The sequence below is a fragment of the Desulfogranum japonicum DSM 18378 genome, assembly GCF_000429945.1.
GTDB lineage: Bacteria > Desulfobacterota > Desulfobulbia > Desulfobulbales > Desulfobulbaceae > Desulfogranum > Desulfogranum japonicum.
Genome location: NZ_AUCV01000020.1, coordinates 93991 through 113027, shown reverse-complemented (window position 1 = coordinate 113027; position 19037 = coordinate 93991). Strand labels below are relative to the sequence as shown.

At 45.3% G+C, this 19037-nt stretch carries 12 protein-coding genes; 3 read left to right on the top strand and 9 right to left on the bottom strand.

Annotated elements, in window-relative coordinates:
- Nucleotides 1-346: 346 nt before the first annotated feature.
- From G493_RS0110960 to G493_RS28860, 3 genes are all read right to left on the bottom strand, one after another.
- Nucleotides 347-628, bottom strand: a complete 282-nt coding sequence (locus G493_RS0110960; RefSeq protein WP_028580419.1) for a hypothetical protein — start codon at nucleotides 626-628, stop codon at nucleotides 347-349.
- Nucleotides 629-998: 370 nt separating this feature from the next.
- Nucleotides 999-3596 carry an ATP-dependent chaperone ClpB gene (clpB, locus tag G493_RS0110955; protein ID WP_028580418.1) on the bottom strand — a complete coding sequence of 866 codons (2598 nt, stop codon included), beginning with the start codon at nucleotides 3594-3596 and terminating at the stop codon, nucleotides 999-1001.
- Between the two features lie 251 nt (nucleotides 3597-3847).
- Nucleotides 3848-4180 carry an IscA/HesB family protein gene (locus G493_RS28860; protein WP_408608812.1) on the bottom strand — a complete coding sequence of 111 codons (333 nt, stop codon included), beginning with the start codon at nucleotides 4178-4180 and terminating at the stop codon, nucleotides 3848-3850.
- A gap of 592 nt (nucleotides 4181-4772) precedes the next feature.
- Between G493_RS28860 and G493_RS0110935 the strand changes: the two genes are divergently transcribed.
- Nucleotides 4773-5450 carry an endonuclease III domain-containing protein gene (locus G493_RS0110935; protein WP_232363745.1) on the top strand — a complete coding sequence of 226 codons (678 nt, stop codon included), beginning with the start codon at nucleotides 4773-4775 and terminating at the stop codon, nucleotides 5448-5450.
- Between the two features lie 33 nt (nucleotides 5451-5483).
- Here G493_RS0110935 and G493_RS28855 read toward each other — a convergent pair whose 3' ends face one another.
- The 3 genes from G493_RS28855 to rnr all read right to left on the bottom strand — a co-directional run bounded on the left by G493_RS28855 (nucleotide 5484) and on the right by rnr (nucleotide 9591).
- A complete protein-coding gene (locus G493_RS28855; protein ID WP_051309229.1) occupies nucleotides 5484-6281 on the bottom strand; it encodes an RNA methyltransferase in 798 nt (265 codons plus the stop codon).
- A gap of 151 nt (nucleotides 6282-6432) precedes the next feature.
- Nucleotides 6433-6930 (bottom strand): hypothetical protein, encoded by a 498-nt coding sequence (locus G493_RS0110925; protein ID WP_028580413.1) that lies wholly within the window; start codon nucleotides 6928-6930, stop codon nucleotides 6433-6435.
- 444 nt (nucleotides 6931-7374) lie between these two features.
- Nucleotides 7375-9591 (bottom strand): ribonuclease R, encoded by a 2217-nt coding sequence (rnr, locus tag G493_RS28850; protein WP_084813531.1) that lies wholly within the window; start codon nucleotides 9589-9591, stop codon nucleotides 7375-7377.
- 300 nt (nucleotides 9592-9891) lie between these two features.
- Between rnr and G493_RS0110915 the strand changes: the two genes are divergently transcribed.
- Nucleotides 9892-11997 (top strand): HD domain-containing protein, encoded by a 2106-nt coding sequence (locus G493_RS0110915; protein WP_028580412.1) that lies wholly within the window; start codon nucleotides 9892-9894, stop codon nucleotides 11995-11997.
- Nucleotides 11998-12186: 189 nt separating this feature from the next.
- Here the strand turns inward: G493_RS0110915 and aat are convergent, their stop codons facing one another.
- Nucleotides 12187-12876 carry a leucyl/phenylalanyl-tRNA--protein transferase gene (gene aat / locus G493_RS0110910; protein WP_028580411.1) on the bottom strand — a complete coding sequence of 230 codons (690 nt, stop codon included), beginning with the start codon at nucleotides 12874-12876 and terminating at the stop codon, nucleotides 12187-12189.
- Between the two features lie 160 nt (nucleotides 12877-13036).
- Entirely contained in the window at nucleotides 13037-14497 is a 1461-nt protein-coding gene (gene zwf / locus G493_RS0110905) for a glucose-6-phosphate dehydrogenase (protein ID WP_035274213.1), read from the bottom strand.
- Nucleotides 14498-15013: 516 nt separating this feature from the next.
- On the opposite strand from zwf, the gene G493_RS0110895 reads away from it, so the two are divergent.
- Entirely contained in the window at nucleotides 15014-16849 is a 1836-nt protein-coding gene (locus G493_RS0110895) for an AAA family ATPase (RefSeq protein ID WP_028580408.1), read from the top strand.
- Between the two features lie 115 nt (nucleotides 16850-16964).
- Here the strand turns inward: G493_RS0110895 and G493_RS0110890 are convergent, their stop codons facing one another.
- Entirely contained in the window at nucleotides 16965-18923 is a 1959-nt protein-coding gene (locus tag G493_RS0110890; protein WP_028580407.1) for a peptide transporter, read from the bottom strand.
- Between the last annotated feature and the right edge of the window lie 114 nt (nucleotides 18924-19037).

Sequence of the window (19037 nt, the reverse complement as noted above, 5' to 3'; positions counted from 1 at the left end):
CTTTTTGAGTGCTGTGCACTCTTTGGCCCGCTTGTTTACTATTCAGTTTTCAAAGATCAAAGCCTCAACGAGGCCGTCCACGCTATGCGTTTTTGTTTCGGCAAGGAGTGTCTCTTGTAGAAAGATTGTTGATATTTGTCAACGTTAAGAGATCACTTCCCGTTGCTGATGTGAAGGGTTTGTTTCTCCGTCACCGTCAGCAACGAGGCGAGAATCTACAGGAGAGTCGTCTTCCTGTCAATAAAAAATATTTGGTTTATGTCATTTTTTGATTAGGGAGTGATGGGATAGGGGGTAACCGTTGAATAAAAAAGGTATTTTTCACTTTGAACACGAAGCCGATATATCAGTCTATCCATTCCTGGAGTGCTTCAATAATCTTTTTGGCTTGTGCAGCGCTTGAAATGTTGAATTTGGATTTGGGAAGATACTGGCCATTTCTTTTTTGGTAACGGCGAATGGAATATTTGTCAGGGCCATATTCCCCTGAGGTCTTGTTGAGGTCCTGATAACGAAATAATATAGTAGTCCAGGCACCTTTAGATAAAATGACTTTATCCACCTCTTTTACGATGAGTGTGCCTTCTTCTTCGTAATTCAATGTTATTTCATCGGGTGTTTCAGCCATGACTTCTCCTCTTTGGACAATGATTAATTATGAATTGGCGCAGACGGTATCGTAAATGGAAAGAAAAGGCAATCTCCTAGCCTCGATTTCATTTGGAAGTATTTTTTGAAACTGCTCACAGTGCACCTGAGCTTACCGCAAGCAGTCTGGATTATATATGACACAATTCGTTGCGCCAGCGCGTTTGTAAGATCCTTGGGTGTTTGTAACTGTCTGTAAATGTATGGAAGTTGTTGGTGTGGGTCACTTTCCCTATGAGCAGTTATTATTTTTTTTTCCAACCAGGAGATGGGCATGCCATTGTCGAGACCGGTTATACATACCGGGTTCTTTGTTGAACCCGGTATTTGCGTTTTTTCTCAATAACGAGTTATTCTAATTCGCGCCGAAATTGAAGACCTTCAACCGGGCTGCGATCAACCACAATTTGATCTCCATGACTGAAGTGTCCTTCAAGCATTTCCATTGCCAGGGGATCTTCGATATAACGTTGAATGGCTCTTTTCAATGGTCTTGCTCCAAATGTAGGGTCATACCCGGCGTCGACTAGGAACTGTTTTGCCTCTTCTGTAAGGACAACACCGAAATTTTGTTCTTCAAGTCGTTTCCTCATGCGTTTGATTTGAATATCAACAATTTGCAGAAGATCTTCCCGACTCAAACTATGAAAGGTAATAATTTCATCTACACGGTTGAGGAACTCTGGTTTGAACTGTCTGCGCAGGAGATCATGAATCTGCCGATCCATTTCATCAGGCGCGCTTTGACCCAGTTCCATGATGATATGACTTCCCAGGTTAGAAGTCATAATTAAAATAGTGTTTTTGAAATCAACGGTACGTCCTTTGCCGTCAGTCATGCGGCCATCATCAAGGACCTGGAGGAGTACATTGAACACGTCGGGGTGAGCCTTTTCTATTTCATCAAGTAAGATGACAGAATAGGGACGTCTACGCACGGCTTCTGTCAACATTCCACCTTCATCGTATCCCACATAGCCTGGAGGGGCGCCAATAAGGCGTGCCACTGAGTGCTTCTCCATGTATTCAGACATATCAATACGGATCATGGCTGAATCCGAATCAAAAAGAAAATTTGCAAGACTTCGGGCCAGTTCGGTTTTGCCAACACCTGTTGGACCAAGAAAGATAAATGATCCCAAGGGGCGGTCAGGGTCCTGTAATCCTGCACGTGCTCTCCGGACTGCGTTGGAAACGGCCTTTATGGCTTCTTTTTGGCCAATAACCCTGGTGCCGAGTTCCTTTTCTGCCTGAACAAGTTTTTCCTTCTCTCCTTCCAGAAGTTTGTCGACAGGAATACCTGTCCACTTTGCAACTACCGCTGCCACGTCCTCAGCAGACACTTCCTCCTTGAGCATTTGATTATTCTCTTGTATTTCGCCGAGTCTGGCATTAGCTCCTTCCAGTTCTTTCTCTAATTGAACAATTTGACCATATCGAATTTCGGCAACCTTACTCAGTTCACCACGACGTTCGGCCTGTTGCTCAGCTATCCTGGCTTCATCAATCTTGGCTTTGATGTCGCGAATTGACTGGATGATATCTTTTTCCAGGGTCCATTGACCCTTCATGGCATTCAGGGTGTCATCCAGATTAGCCATTTCTGCTTTGAGTTTGGCCAGTCTTTCCTGTGATGCCTGATCTTTTTCTTTTTTCAATGCCTCCTGTTCAATCTCCAGCTTGATTCTTTTTCGTTCAAGTTGGTCAATTTCCGTAGGCATTGAGTCAATTTCAATACGAAGTCGAGATGCCGCTTCATCAATAAGGTCAATGGCTTTGTCTGGTAAAAAACGATCAGTGATGTATCTGTTGGATAGCGTTACTGCTGCTACCGTGGCCATATCCTGGATACGTACCCCATGGTGCACTTCATACTTTTCTTTAATGCCTCGCAATATGGCAATGGTATCCTCTTCAGTTGGTTCCTGTACCAGAACAGGCTGGAATCTTCTCTCTAGGGCAGCGTCTTTTTCAATGTATTTTCTGTATTCATCCAGGGTTGTTGCTCCCACGCAGTGTAATTCCCCCCGCGCAAGTGCTGGTTTGAGCATATTTGAGGCGTCCATGGAACCCTCTGCGGCACCGGCACCAACCAATGTATGGATTTCGTCAATGAAAAGGATGATTTCTCCTGCCCGTTTTTCCACTTCTTTAAGCACGGCTTTAAGGCGATCTTCGAATTCACCCCGGTATTTGGCTCCGGCGACCAAAGAGCCAAGGTCTAGAGAAATCACCTGCTTGCCCTCAAGGGTTGCTGGTATGTCGCCATTGACAATACGTTGGGCAAGTCCTTCGACAATGGCTGTTTTCCCTACACCGGGTTCCCCAATGAGTACCGGGTTGTTTTTCGTTCTTCTTGAGAGTACCTGGATAATCCGTCGAATCTCTTCGTCCCGTCCAATAACCGGATCAAGTTTTCCTTGTCTCGCTACATCGGTAAGGTTACGGGCATATTTTTCCAAAGCCTGATACTTTTCTTCAGGATATGGGTCTGTCACCCGCTGGTTGCCTCGAATGGATGTGAGCGCTTTAAGGAACCTGTCGCTTGTTATACCAAGTCTGCTAAGCATGGAGGTGACTTTAAGACTTGACGTACTGAGCATGGTTAGAAACAGATGCTCCTGGCTGACATACTCATCCTGCATATTTTTTGCTGTTTTAAATGCGTCTTCAAGTAATTTCCTTAATTGCTGCGACGCATAGGTCTGATTGGCCGTAGAACCTGTTACCTTTGGAAGATGCTCTATCAATGCATTGGTTTCAGCCAGTACCGTACTCGGCGTAACGCCCATTTTTTGTAAAACCGGGACGACTACACCATCTGGTTGTTCAAGGATAACCTTGAGCAAATGTTCAGGCTGCAGCTCCTGGTTGTTAAGGTTTTGCGCAAGATTTTGCGCAGCTTGAATTGCTTCCTGTGATTTGACTGTGAATTTATCTATTTGCATGCTTCTCTCCTTTCTCCCTTTTGGTGTGCTACTGCACTGCGGGGATGTGCTTGTTCACATGAGAAGATAAGAATTTTGCAATGTGTGTCAAGATTTTGGCACAAGTGGTTTCGGAATTTTTTTACCTGTGCTCGCCGGGGTGAATGAATAAGGAGAAGGCAGCATGCATTTGCATGCATCAGGGAAGTTGTTATTGAAACAAAAAAGCCCCTGCTGTGATAGCAGAGGCTTGCAGAATGATGTGCTTCGATTCAGCCACACGAGCCTGAAGAGCATGATCCGGAACTGCATCCGCCGCCACCCACAGGATTAGTGGAGGTTATGGAAAATCCAGAGCGATATCCTGCTTCTATAAAATCAACTTTGATGGTACCGCAGGAGGTTAAGAGGCTTTCTTCGACCAGAAATGTTAAAGAATCTTCCTCAAAAGTTTTATCGGTGTCTTTTGGCTCATCCAGAGCCAATCCCAGAGAGGGGCCTGCTCAGCCACCCTGCATCAAAGAGATGCGAACAGCAGAATCGATGTTATTCTGCTCAAAATATGATTTGAGATTATCAATTGCCGTAGTCGTTACTTCAAACATTACAACCTCCTAGGTGTTCATCTCAACCATCAAGTTTGATGGAATGTTGCTGAGTTATACAACATAAATTAAGGACTGCTTGTACGATGTCAATGGTGAAGGTGTGCTCTTCTCCTGCATAGAGAGACATTATCACAAGCGAATCTCTTATCAGGATAGCATATATGACTGCAAGAAAAAAGAAGCTAAAATTGGAAAAACGTGACTTCTGTACTATGTTGTGAGGATTTTTAATAATAATTTTTACAAGGTGAGCCACGCTCTCTCCCGTGCTATTGGTCTGTAACTGTTCTCCTAAGGGTCGCGGAAAAGAATAAATAAACAAGATTGCGTAGGATATCGGTTTGGTAGCGTCATGGAGTCAATTGTTCCATACTGGCCGTATTCAGCCATTGACGCGACGACGTTACCGAGTTGAGAGACAAGCAAGATTGGATACTTTATTTTTTCCATAACCCTAAGGTAAAACAGTGAATGTTTCTTGTTCGCCGGCTTGTATCTGTAATTTGAATTGACATGCAAACAGGAAGCTTTGGTTGTATACCGTATGAACAGGATGAATAATTTTGATTTTATATTGTGGAGAAGAGTTGTGAGTGATTCGATTGATGTAACATTAGGAAATATTTATGCAAAAATGCATAAACACTTTGGGCCGCAGAACCGGTGGCTGGCAGAGACTCCACTGGAGATGATGATTGGAGCCATTTTAGGACAGAATAGCAGTTGGGTTAATGTTGACAAAGCTCTTGCCTCGTTAAGGGAAGCAAAGCTTCTTGAGGTGGAAAAAATTCTGACAACCCCACTGGACAGACTGGCTGACTATCTTCGTCCAGCAGGCTATTACAATATCAAAGCCCAACGATTACGTAATCTCTGTCAATGCATTAATGATCTTACTGGCGGTAATGTTGAGAAGTTTCTTGCTTTTGATCAAGTAGAACTCAGGGAGATTCTTGTATCAGTAAAGGGAATTGGACCAGAAACTGCCGATTCCATCCTTCTTTATGCGGCAGGGCAGCCTGTTTTTATAGTTGACAGCTACACGTTTCGAATCTTTTACAGGCATCAGTTGCTTGCAGATTCCGTGACCTATTACGAACTGCAGGAACTCTTTATGGATAATTTATCCCACGATGTGCAGACGTTTCATGAATATCATGCGCTCCTGGTACTGGTTGGTAAAAAATTCTGTCGTAAGTCTCATCCCTTGTGCAGTAAATGCCCATTGCAGGAATATGCAGGCTGGGTTCCTTCTGTGGAAGAGTGAAGTAACACCACTAAAATCTACAGTATTGCCCCATTAGCCTTTTGTTTTCTCATTTCCCTGATTAGGAAGAGAGCAGCTGGTCTGCCTGACTTGAGAAGCGTGCCAGAGAAATTTTCTACAGATTCCCCTAATCATACTCGCTTCTTTCTTTTTGATTCTGATGCGACTAAGAAACTGGCGCATACTGCGCATCCAGTATTCCTTATTCGTGCAATGAAGAAAAGTCACTTCGTCGAGGGCTTCCTCAATATGTTCATACATACCTTCCAGGTCAAAAGAATTGGCGTAGTCCTGAGCTGGTGCATGCCGGGGCAGGGCATGGGGAAAAGCGGTGTACAGTTCGTAGCAATGAATCGCTACGGCCTGGGCAAGGTTGAGCGATGAGAAACCTGCGGTTGGGATGGTTGATGTATATTGGCAAAGGTCTACGTCCTCATTGGTTAGCCCTGTATTCTCTGGCCCAAACATAAACGCCACATTGTTACTCGTAATCAGTGGGGTAATTTCCGCCATGACTTCCCGAGGAGTCTGTTCAACTGGTCGCTGTTTACCCTGCCTGGCAGTTGTGGCTACAATGAAATGAAAAGGTTCGGCTGCTTCTCGTGTGGTGGCAACCTGCTTCATTTCATGGATAAGGTGGGCCGCCTTATGGGTAGCCATTTTTACCATACGTTCCTTATCATACGGTTCTTCACTTACGACAATGAGTTGGTTTATGCCAAAGTTGAAAGCTATTCTTGCCGAGGCTCCTATATTTTCCGGATAACGGGGACGAACGAGAATAATGCCTGTGATGCCCGTGGTATTGGTGTGTATTGTTGAACTCTGCATGTAAGGTAACTAAGATGAGTTTGGGTGAACATAGAGTCAATTTGTCCTCATTTGATGAATCTTTCTGTTCTGCCTGCTTTTCAGACAAATTGACACTATGTTGATGAAAAATATCTGGGGAGGGATACCCTCTTCTGGAGACAAGAGCGAACTATTCGCCAGTGGATTGCTCCAACTCAAGGTGTTTTTTATCTGTCATGGAAGAAGAGCTTGACGTCATACGTTTAAAAAACGGAATAATACCTCGTTCAGCCTTCTGCATCTCTTCTTCTGCCTCTTTCAGGGTAATTTGCCAGGCTGGAGCAAAACCAGGAGATTTTTCAAACATTATTTCTACAGCTTTCTGGTACACTTGAATTTGACGCAACTCCTGGCGGCCGGGTTTTTGATTGAGCACCTGTACCATATTACGAAGGTTATCACGCTCTTGTTTGAGTTGATCTGTTTGTGCTTTGCGGCGTTCAGTCTCCTCGGCATCAATTTCCAGCTTGGTATGCAGATGATCTTTAAGTTTTTTGTAATTGCTGCCAAGTTGCCGTGCTTTGACAGCACCCCGAATCCAGAGGAGCAAAGCAACAACGAGTCCTATGAGCAACCCACGGTAAAATGGGTTGGCAAGAATATTGCTGATCCAGCTTGTATCTTCCATAACTGTACCTCAATAGAGTTTATCTTCCATCTGTGAAAAACAGGAAGAATCTGTTTTCCTCGGTTGTCAACAGCCGTTAAGATTTTGCAAAAGGCTGAAGATGGCTGCGGTTTTTACGTATTTTTTTTCGGTTAGTCTGATATTGATCGATCATCCAGATAGAGCCTGTTCATAAATGGTCTTTTCGGTGTCTCGTTCTTCGCTTATCTGTCTATTTTGTGCATTATGCTCAATGTGTTACCCTCGAAGCTAATAAGCGTAGACTTCGATATCAACTATATGCCTGCGGTGAAATGTATCGTATCTCCCGGAGTCTGAGCCAACCTCAACTTGAAAAATCCTCATTTATGGACAGCCAGATATCCATTTTTCTGAACAGAGCAGTTTTTTATTTGAAAAGGTGATGTTCGTCAAGTGAAACAACCTGCCTTTCAGTTGTTGATATCATTCAGTCAGGGGAAGTATGGTCTCTGGCAGGATAAAATTAATCCGTTTGCTGAGAATATCCACCCTGTCCAGAATGACCTCGATTTCATCTCCCAACTGGTAGAGTTTATTCGTTCGTTCTCCTATGAGACGATGTCTACGTTCATCATAAAGGTAGTAATCATTGGTCATGTCCTTGACCGATATTGCACCGCTGATATAGTAGTCTTGCAGTTCAACAAAAAGGCCAAAAGAAGTGACACCGGAAATGACCGCAGTAAATTGTTCACCTATTCTGTCATGAAGAAAGAGAACCGCCATTCGAGCATGGACATTCCGCTCGGTATCAATGGCTGTTCGCTCACATCGGGAAAGCTGCGTGCCACTCTCTTCCAGTGAGGGTACCGTTTCACCTTTTGCCAGAAGAGCAGGCGCATCCTCTTTTAACAGTAAGGCATGGAGAGCACGATGAGCAATGATATCCGGATACCGTCTGATGGGGGAAGTAAAGTGCAGATAGTATCGGGATGCCAGGCCAAAATGGCCACTGTTATAGGGCGTGTAGCGTGCCTGCTGCATAGTGCGCAGCAACAGATTATTGATTACGTATTCCCTGGGTTCTCCTTTGGCCTGTCTGAGTACTTCAGCGAACCATGCCGGAGAAAGTTCCCCTCTTGGCAGGTCAACTCCTAAAAGTTTACAGACTTCTCGAAAACTTTCCAATTTTGCCGAGTCAGGATCCTCGTGGATTCGGTACAAGGTTTGTCGTCCTGCCGAGTCAAGTGTTTCCGCAACAGCTTCGTTGGCTGCAAGCATGCATTCTTCAATCAGTTGATGGGCCTGGTTACGTTCTGTGAGCTTGATAGCAACAATCTGGTCCTCTTTGATGGAGGTTTTTGCCTCAGGAAGGTTAAAATCAAGGCTGCCTCTGTTCAGTCGTTGTTTTCGCAGGAGTGCTGCCAGCTGTTTGGCTACTGATAGCATTGGGAGAAACTCGTGATATTTCTCAAGTAGTTCCTGTTCGGGTTCATACAGTATTTTGTTCACCGTTTCGTACGTGAAGCGCTGCTTGCTGAGAATTAAACTTTTACAATATTTTTCCTCTGTTCGGTTACCCTCATCGTCAAATGAAAGTATGGCTGTAAAAGCAGGTCTGGGCTGGCAGGGTACGAGGCTGCACAGATTGTTGGAAAGCCTCTCAGGCAGCATGGGAAGGACTCTGTCTGGCAGGTAAACACTTGTTCCCCGCTGTAGCGCTTCACAATCAATTGCAGATCCTGGCCGAACGTAATGGGTGACATCTGCAATGGATACATAAAGAGTGTACCCCTGTTGGTCCCGTGTGACGCAGATGGCATCATCGAAATCCCTGGCATCTGCTCCGTCTATGGTCACGTGTGGCAGATCTCTCATATCTCTGCGATGTTTTTCGCATTGAGTTATGGGAATCAACTCCTCTGCTTCCTGCAGTACGTTTTCCGGAAAAGTGTCTCGTAATTTAAATTGTTGAATGGCCATTCGAATTTGAATTGCCGGATCTAAGGGATTTCCCAGAATTTCAAGAATTTTACCTTGAGGGCCGGAACGTTCATTACCGTAATCGGTTATTTGAGCCAGCACAGCCATTCCATCCTCACAACCCAGGGTGTCGTCCCTTGATATACCAAGGGTGTACGGGAGTTTTTCATTGTCCGGAGTTACATAGCCATGTTTCCCACTGCCATGGTAAATGCCGCAGAGCTTGCTGACAGCCCTTTTGACAATGTGGACGACGCGGCCTGTGCGTCTGCCCCTTGAATGCCCTGTCAGGGCAACCTGAATCAGGTCACCGTGGGAGGCGCCTCCCAACTCTTCAGGAGCAATAAAAATATCTTTTTCCGTATCTTCAGGATTGGTAGTCATCGCAAATCCAAAACCTTTTGAGGTTACATCCAGAGTAGCTTCTACGGTTTTGGTATGAATGTTCAGTCTGTATCCCTTACCTTTTTTCTGTATTTTGTTTTGTTCTGTTAATAGAGCCAGACTTCTGGAGACTGGTCCGCGCTCCTTTCTGGATAAGTGCAGCTCATTCATAATCTGCGGCAGCGCAATGGCTTCTTTGTGTGTGGCGAGTAATGCAAGAATTTTGTCTCCAAAGGGCGATACGTATTTTTGACTTTGTGTTGTGCGTCTGGAGCTTCGTGAAAGGGAACGTTTTTTCTTTACCCTGCAGTGTTTTTTTCTGGTCATTGTCATAAAAGAGGCTAATTATAGTGTTTATGCTTCCATAGCGGAAGATGGTTTGAGCCGGTTGTAAAGTGTTTTTTAAGGTATACTGGTCTGTCTAATGCGACAGCAAAAGCTTTTCACAGCGGGTTATTAGGGCCTGCAGGTGTAGAATGAAGTCTGTGAGGAGCCCCGCCGTTGTACTAAAGTGTCCATGGTTTTTGCCGTGTGCTACCTGATAAAAGGTAGATAGGTGTACCGAATTCGAGAATCTGCACATGGTTGCGGAAAAGACAACTACATATGTAAGTTGCCACAACATAGAGAGCAATGCAATATTCAACATTTGATCTGGATGCCTATAAAAAGGTGATGGCGGATTTTATAGGCCATGATGAAGCTTCGCAAGTGTTTTGGAGTGCACTGGATTTTGCCTTTGCCGCCCATGGAAATCAGTGGCGACGTTCAGGTGACCCTTATATCATGCATCCGTGCAGTGTTGCCCGGATCCTTGCTGAGGAGTTGGATATTCTGGACTCTGAAATATTAGCTGCCGCCTTGTTGCACGATACCATTGAAGATGTGGAGCGCGTAACAAGGGAAGGCTTGGTTAAGCAATTCGGGGGAAGGGTAGCAGCCATTGTTGATGGTTGCACCAAGGTAACTCATTATTCGGGTGACAGACAGAATTTTAAAAAAAGGGTGCATCGCAAAATTTTCAGTGGCGCGGCTGCACGTCCTGAAGTCATGTTGGTTAAACTGGCAGACCGTCTCCACAATTTGCGAACCCTTTCCTCCATGCCTAGACATAAGCGGCAGAAGATAGCCGCAGAGACGCTGGATATCTATGCTCCCATGGCCACCATACTGGGCTTGTTCGATATCAAACGGGAGTTATACAACCTTGCCCTTGCCTATAAATATCCCCGGCAGGGCGCTAAGTTACAGTCCAAAATCGATAAACTGCAAAAAGACCCTGAAGCTAACGAAATCGTCGAAAAGCTGCATGCTTTTTTTTATCAAGAAGGGTTGAAAACTACCGTAAATTTGCGCACCAAGGGGCTATGGGGATATTATGATTTCAGAAATCGTATTTTGATTAAAGAAATTGAGACCCCGCAGGAAGTGCTCATCCTGGTTGAGGATCGTAAGGACTGTTACAGTGCATTGGGAGCGCTCAATAAAATTTATCCCCCCATCCCCAGAACCATTCGTGATTTTATAGCCAACCCTAAACCTTCTGGATACCAGGGACTGCATGCACGGCACAATATTAATGGTCGTAAATATCTTTTCAAGATTCGAACCAAAGAAATGGCTAGACGTGCGCAGCGGGGATTGGTGAAAGATTGGAGTACAGACAGCAAGGCCCGTGGAAGGTTTGTTCGTGAAATTAAAGAGATGTTTGATATCCTCGGGCATGAGGAATCGGTGAGTTATCGAGATCTCATTGCTGCCAGGGGAAGAAAGGAAATTTACACCTATACTCCTCAGGGGGATTTGGTCTGTCTCCCTTTGAATAGTATAGTTCTGGATTTTGCCTTTCGTGTGCATACCGCCATTGGGCATACATGTACAGGGGCTATGATTGGTAACCGTCGGGTTGCCTCGGATGCTGTTCTTCAGGATGGGAGTGTTGTGAAAATTTTACGACAGGCAAAGCCTGTTAAATTTGCAGCCAGAATCCAGGGCAAGTGTCAAACACCTAAAGCCAGATCAGAGTTGGCTAAAACTTTTCGTGTGCGCCGGGAGGCTATAATGGCGGACATAGGGGCAGCCATTCTTCGCCAGGAGATGCGAAGGTATGGCGTGCCCTTTGAAGTATTGGAAAAGCCCGGAATGGAAGCGATTTTAGCATATTTCAATATTCCCGATCTGGATGCCCTGTTTTTGGAGTTAGGCATCGGCAGGCTTAGGTTACGTGAACTGATTTATGAGATCCGCAACGGGCTCTACGTTGATAGGCCGACCCTGTATCAGCCCACAGGTGTGTTTAATCGTGTGGACTTATCTACTCTGGATCCGGTGGTTATGAAATCATCAGCTTGCTGTAAACCGAGCCCGCTCGATAAAGGTATCATTGGCTTACTGAGTGAGCGGGGGCTTTCGCTTCATAGAAAAGATTGCGGACAGCTCCAGAAGATAACTTTTCAGCGGGAGGATGCTGTGGAGGTCCGCTGGAAAAGGAAACAGACAAAAATTGATAAACCGCAGAAACTGATCGTTATGGATGTGAATCGGAATCGGCTTTTTATGCTGCTCTCAGTCGCGCCGCAGGAAATGAAGGTGCTGGACACTATTTATCTTGGCAAGGGCGCTTCTGTGATAGGGGATTGGGAAGTTAATTTCCAGGTTCTTGATCTATACGGTTTGGTGAAAATCAATCGCCACCTCAGGCGGTCATCTCTACGTTACGATTTTGATTTGGAGTTTTAAAAATATTGTAAAAAACCCCTTGAACTTCCACAATGTGGTACTTATGGTAAGAGGTATGGTTGGGAATAATGATTTTTTGAGCGTAGTAACTGGCTCTCTTTATTGCCAAACCTATCACTCCTTGAAACGATATGTTGAAGGGTGTGGCGTATGTCCTTCCTCTTGGCGCCTTTTGTGGCAGGTTCCTCCTTACCTGATTACAAGGCGCCATTTTTTTTGTGGTAAACAGGTGTCGATATGCTCTTCAAGTCGCGACATAAACTCGGTCCGGGAAAGTTCTCTGGCTCCCATACTGAGAAGATGCGGCGTGGTCATCTGACAGTCTACCAGACGGAGGTTGAGGTTGTCGGCGTTCAGCATCAATGTGGCCAAGGCAACCTTTGAGGCATCAGTTACCCGCGTGAACATTGATTCTCCAAAAAATATTCCATCCAGGCAAACACCATATAGACCTCCTGCAAGTTTATTTTCAAACCAGGATTCGATGGAGTGGGCAAAACCAAGTTGGTGCAGTGTAATATAGGCCTGTTTCATTTCATCTGTAATCCATGTACCCTTTTCACCATTCCGCTCCGTTTCAGCACAGGCGGTTATGACCTGGTTAAAGGCTGTATCGGCTGTGACAAGAAATTTTTTCTGCCGCATGGTTCTTTGCAGCCGTTTTGAACAGTGAAATTCCGAAGGCAACAGGACCAGACGTGGTGATGTGGACCACCAGAGAATTGGATCACCTTCATTGTACCAGGGAAAGATACCCTGGGAATAGGCACTGAGGAGTCTAACGGGAGAGAGATCTCCTCCTATGGCCAGAAGACCATTGTCGTCAGCGAGTTCCGGAGCAGGAAAAATCGGGTCATCAATTAAACGAAAAACAGGCATTGAGTTATAGGTGTATCTGAAAAAATTGAGATGACTGTTCAAAGGTGTTTCTTGGCATGCTTTCCAGCCATTGGAATTGAAGCCTCAGTGCAGTTCAGGCCAAGACATCACGGGTAAAGAATTGGTCGTTGTACCGTCTTACCAAAAGCAATTATCCGCTTTATACATCAGGTCCCCAGGAGCCTGCCGGATAAAAATGAAGTTTTGAACTCTGCTCGCAATATTCGCACGCTTCCAATACTGGTGTCAGATATCGCCAGGATGCTTCCACCCCGTCCTGACGCCAGAACAGCATATGGTCACCGGCAATGCAGTCGTAGAGAACCCGGGCATAGGCATCTGGTACTGGTTTAGGATAATGCTCCTGGTAGAGAAAGTCCATGTCCATGGTTCGTAGGCACAGCTGAGGTCCGGGGTTTTTTGTTTGAAACGAGAGACGGATTGCTTCCTGGGGAAAGGTTTCAATAATAAGGCGGTTGGCCTGTATAGTATCTCCTATCCCTCCCTGGAAGATACGATGGGGAACATCTTTGAACTGAATGGCTATCTGGGTTTTCTTTTCAGCCATTCTTTTTCCCGATATCAGGTAAAATGGAACACCCTGCCAACGCCAATTGTCTATATAGGTTTCCAGGCGGGCATAGGTAGGAGTCTGACTGTTGGGAGCAATATCTCTTTCTTCACGATAGCCCTGCACAGCTTTTCCATTGATGGTTCCGGCTGTGTATTGTCCCAAAGTGATTTTACTTCCTCCACTGGGATTGAAATCCCGTAATGAACGGATAACCTTAACTTTTTCATCCTGAACATGTTCGGCAGAAAGGCGTGCTGGCGGTTCCATGGCTGTCAGTACCATCAGTTGCATGAGATGATTTTGAAACATGTCTCTGACAACACCAGATTTTTCATAATATCCGGCTCGGGTTTCCACGCCCAACTGCTCTGCCGCTAAAATATGAACTGAATCTATATAACGGCGATTCCAGACTGGTTCGAATATGGTGTTTGCAAAACGAAAAATTAAAAGGTTTTGGATGGTTTCCTTGGCCAGGTAGTGGTCAATGCGAAAAATTTGTTTTTCTCTGAAATGCTCATGGAGTTTCATATCCAGATTCAAGGCACTTTCCAGGTCATGGCCAAATGGCTTTTCCACCACAATACGCGACCATCCCTGTTCTTCATCTGCCAGTCCTGCAGTCCCCAGCAGTTGGGCGATGGTGGGGTAGAGCTGTGGAGGAACAGCCAGATAGAAAATTGTATTATTCCCGGTTTTCTGGTTCAGAGAGAGCTCATCCAAAAAAGTTTTGAGCAGAGAAAAATGTTTGGGTTCATATTCAACTGCATGATAATGAATCTGGTTCAGAAACTTTTCCCACTGAGCATTTTGGGTTACCTCTTCTGGTGCCTTTTGGGTGAGGTGAGCTCTGTACCTTTGGTCATCGAGCTGGGTTCTACTGACACCGACAATACGGAATGGAGGGGAGAGGCGCTCTTCACAAAAAAGGGAAAATAACGAAGGGATCAGTTTTCGACTTGTCAGATCTCCTGACCCCCCGAATATTACAATGGTGCATGGATCAAGGGCGGGTACGTGGAGAAGGTCACATGCATGGGTTGTCATTGGTTTCACCGAAAACGAAAGTGGATAGTATTGGGTTACCATTTGCACAGTTTTGAAGCAAATTTTAGGGAATTGCAAGTGCTATTCTGCTTTACAGCCTTCTGTATGCTTTTGCTCATGGCTGTATTTTTCATTGCTTCTTTCAGGATGGTGGCGATTAACTGGTTGAATGATCACCTTTTTAAGGTTTCTGGGGAACCTTCGTTTATTCAACCCAGTTTAACAACAGTAGCCTGTTTGAAAGGTGTTTTTTATAATGTATCCGAGTCTTTATCATGTTTCTGCATGGATATCTATACCAGCATGGCTGACGCTGTACATATAGAGCAAAACGCACTCTTGAAAAATACGGGCTTGGTTATCCTGATTGGAAAACCGTAAAAAAAGTCTATTACCTGTCAAAAAGAGGTTGCCAGGAGGGGCTAACTTATTGATAATCCCCAAGCGTATGTTACAATCAGTTCATAATTGTTTGCTGCAAGCAATACCAACCTTAGCCGCTAAGATAAAAAAACAATGTATCTGGAACATTTTCAGCTTAACCATTCGCCCTTCATGGAAGAACTTAATGCCCATATCTTTTATGGAGGTGGAGGGCGAGATACCGTCTATCAGGCGTTGCTTGATGACGTCCTGGGCGGTAAAGCCCTGATAAAGTTAACAGGGCGCGAGGGGTCTGGCAAAACTCTGCTCTGCCATCTTGTTTATGAAAATTTACCTGATGATTATGATGCGGTTTACATTGATAACCCCATTGGCTCCTTTGATGATCTGCTACGTATCGTCTGCCTCGATCTTGGAATGCATCCCACCAGTGGTGATGAACAGGTAAACTTTGTTGATGAATTGAGGCAACTGGTTGAACAGCGTCGTGCAAAGGGGCGAAATGTTCTCTTAGTGATCGATGAGGCCGAAAAACTGTTTCTTGCGACCTTGGAGCGTCTGGTACGGACAATATGCAGTGATGAGGCAAATGATACACTCAGCATTCTTTTATCCGGTCGGCCTGGGTTGGATGCCAATCTCGAGCAGTTGTCCATATTCTGTGCCAACGTCGATATCAATGCGGGATATACATTGCTGCCTCTTACCGAGGAAGAAACCATTGAATATATGATGTTTCGTCTCGAAAAAGCAGGGCTTTCCCGTGAGAAACATGCAGAAATTTTCTCAGAAGGAGCCCTTGGGAAGATCTTTACATCCTCCCGGGGCAATATGCGGCTGATTAATATCCTTGCAGAGGAATCCCTGCAGAACTCTTTTTCAGATAAATCCTTTATGGTCCTGCTTGATCATGTAGCAGTGGAAGAGGATGTCGCTCCAAATGTTACTGAAAACAAGGTGGAGCGTATCAAAGAGGGGTGTGCTATTGCCTTGGATTTTATACGTGCAAATAAAGTTTTGTCAGGAGCAATCGGTGCGGCCGTAGCATTGATTATCATCATTGGACTGCTCCTTACCACAGGCGGAAGCGAAGACAAACTGGCTCAGAAAAAGAAGCCGGCGGTAATTATAAGTTCTTCTGAATCTGCTGAACAACAACCTGATCCTCCTGTCTTTATTCAGGAAACAGCTGTTCAGGATCAGGATGAAAGTATAATGGTTTCTGAAGAACAGGATGTTTCAGTGCCAGAAGAGCCAGAAGATGCCATGCTTGAAGCAGAGGTTGTTCCTGAAATCATCGATCAGACTGAAGAGGTTTCGTTACAGCCTGTTGAACAGCCTGTAACAGTTGAAACTGAAGATGATCCCAATATAATCATTGAGCCTCTGGATACTCCGGCTCCTGAAGAAAACCAAACGTTTAGTCTCGCCCCCCAAAAAGAGCTAAAGCTTATTACTGTGGGGCCGGAAGGACGAAAAAGAGCGTATGGAGAGCCTCTCCCAACCGTTGAAATTCAGGCCAGCCCACCCGTTTTGGAGGTAACTACCAGTAATTCAAAAAAAACAGTTTCTTCCCATGGGCCAGCGCCGAGAAAAGTGAAGGAAGAGCCGGTAATCATCAATGGGCGAGACGGGCAACAACTCTTTCGTGAGAGAAGACGGGCAAGTGCGACATGGCTGGCCGAAGCATATCATGGAGCGTTTACCGTACAGTTGATGATGCTTTCTTCCAATCAGGCAGAGATGAACCTGATGAAAATGCTGACACAGAATGAGTATTTTGAAATAAAAAATAAGCTCTATATTCTACGCAAGAAAACCACACCACCAACGCTCTTTGTCTATTATGGCATTTATGATTCCATGGATCAGGCAAGAGACGCTCGAAACTCAATGCCTGTTTTTCTCCGTAAGCACCATCCTTACGCCCTGTCCATTAATGATGCTTTGAAGAAATCAGAAGATTGATACCTTCATCCAAGGGCTCTGTACTTAAGGTGAGAATACAAGAGCCCTTAGCTTCTTTGTGTACTAAGGGAGTTTTTTCCGGAAAAAAACCGGTTGCAGTCAGGGTCAGATACCTTTAATAGGCCATGTAACTCAATGATTTCAGTATCAGTGCAAAGCCCATGGCAAACATACCTGTCAATCCCATGCCACAGCTGAAACCTGCAAGTAGAACTGGGGCGTATTGTCTCCACATGGCGCCATATTTTTTGTGAAAATAGAATTTTCCAAGCAAAGCTCCGACAACTTCAAGGAGAATGCCATGTGGGGTTGACTGCCCCAGACCTCTCACAACTCCATAAATGAGCAGGACCGGCAGTCCAAAGAAAGAGAGTATCATGTATACCACCAGTCCCAGGCCAATTCCAGAGGCCACATAGCTGCCGTTGAGTGCCTGGTAAAAAAGAGAGTTCCCTTCCAGGGTGGATGTTTGCATCAGCAAGGTATTCAGCGCCTGAAGGTGCCAGAGTTCCTGAGCATATGGATAGCTGGCTGAGGGGATAGGCGCGAGCCTCCAGATAAACTGGGAAAATAACAGACTTGCAATCATAACAATGGGGAAAACCACCAATTCTGCCTTTATTATGCCCCGGAGGGAAGTGCCTGTCAGCTCAATTTCACGAAATCCTACAGTGGCTTCTCCATAGTTATGAATGGGGATGGGCGCATACCAGATCTCTATCCCCTGGTAACCGAAATATTTTGCACCGGCAATAAAACTGGCTTCTCGAACCAGAGGAAGGCTGACAAATTGGCCTGCTATTCCTTCCATGCGGGCCGTAATATAGGAGATAATGGGTGTGTATATGAACCCATAGGCCAGGAAAAATACCCAGGGAAAATTTGGGACCAGCCAGACACAGAGGAGTACGTAGGAGAGTGTTGAGAAAAAGTAAATGCCTATGGAGATCCAAAAGTTAAAATCGCCACGTCCCTTGGGTGGATTAAAGAGTGCCTGTAGATCTATGCGCCCGGCATTACTGTTTCGAAAGGAGCGAATCACCGACCATATTCCTATGATGCCTATGGATAAGCCCAATCCTATGCCAAAACTCATGTAAAAATCAAAATTATTGGCGAAAACTGTATCCACTGTTCCCATTCCCTGATGCCAACGGTGGAGGATGCCTTTATCCCAAAGTATAGGATTGAGGAAAATAGTGATAGCCAGCCCAATAAAACCCCCTATGACCGCCCAGAAAGGCAGTACCATGCCGATGAATACCAGGCCAAGGTCCAATTGAATACCGGTGGCAACTGCGGGCAGGACTTCTTCGGTATGTCTGGTTAACTCGATCCATGGTATGGGAATCAGATGGATGGGTTCTGTAAATACAAGTCCTGAAACCACTGGAAGCAGTACATAGATGCCACCAAACCCCAGCCCTACAACAGCTCCAATTGAAAAGACTCTCCATTTCCACCCTTTATCCTGTTCTTCAGCTGATTCAGCCAGAGCCATGGTTCCCAATGCCCCCACAGGTGCCATGGGAAAGGGCAGTTTTTCCACATCTGACGTTATGCGGTACAGGGCATATCCCAATCCGAAACGGTCAACACGCTGGATAATTTGAGCACCTATGAGGAGAAGGATCGGGATGAGCCAGTCTCGATGGAAAAAAGTACGTTCCGCAATGGATGCTGATGATGCCGAAGGAGCGACCCAGGTGGGAATATATTCTATAAGTCCGAGCATTTGGGCTGCATCTGACTGTACAAGATACTGATGCCACAGTAATCCCTGGAATGGAGACGCCAGGGCCGCACCAGCCATATAATACAAGAGGAAGATTTCCTGTTGCCGCAGGTTGGTATGGGCGCGTTTAGCGACTTCGGCAAAAAGAATAATGGTAACCCATCTTGCGGCCGGACCAATACCTGAACCTATAACCAATTGCAGGTACATTGACCCCGGCATCATTAAAAAGCCAATGAAAACTGCACCGACTATGGATTTCCAGTCAAATCCTTCTTCAAAATGGTCCGGCGTCTGCAGCAGGTCTCGGTACTCTTTCAATTCCTTATCGTCGTACATGGTGCCTCACTGCCTGCTTGTTTTCTGATGGAAGCATACGTTATGCATAGGGTCATTGGTGTAGTGCAATTTTATGTTGATGATCTGGTTATTCCTGTTTTTACGTTTATGCAC

Coding starts and splice junctions, on each gene's coding strand:
- G493_RS0110960 (WP_028580419.1), bottom strand. CDS start 628: ATGGCTGAAACACCCGATGAAATAACATTGAATTACGAAGAAGAAGGC.
- G493_RS0110890 (WP_028580407.1), bottom strand. CDS start 18,923: ATGTACGACGATAAGGAATTGAAAGAGTACCGAGACCTGCTGCAGACG.
- G493_RS0110915 (WP_028580412.1), top strand. CDS start 9,892: ATGCAATATTCAACATTTGATCTGGATGCCTATAAAAAGGTGATGGCG.
- clpB (WP_028580418.1), bottom strand. CDS start 3,596: ATGCAAATAGATAAATTCACAGTCAAATCACAGGAAGCAATTCAAGCT.
- G493_RS0110895 (WP_028580408.1), top strand. CDS start 15,014: ATGTATCTGGAACATTTTCAGCTTAACCATTCGCCCTTCATGGAAGAA.
- G493_RS0110925 (WP_028580413.1), bottom strand. CDS start 6,930: ATGGAAGATACAAGCTGGATCAGCAATATTCTTGCCAACCCATTTTAC.
- aat (WP_028580411.1), bottom strand. CDS start 12,876: ATGCCTGTTTTTCGTTTAATTGATGACCCGATTTTTCCTGCTCCGGAA.
- zwf (WP_035274213.1), bottom strand. CDS start 14,497: ATGACAACCCATGCATGTGACCTTCTCCACGTACCCGCCCTTGATCCA.
- G493_RS28855 (WP_051309229.1), bottom strand. CDS start 6,281: ATGCAGAGTTCAACAATACACACCAATACCACGGGCATCACAGGCATT.
- rnr (WP_084813531.1), bottom strand. CDS start 9,591: ATGACAATGACCAGAAAAAAACACTGCAGGGTAAAGAAAAAACGTTCC.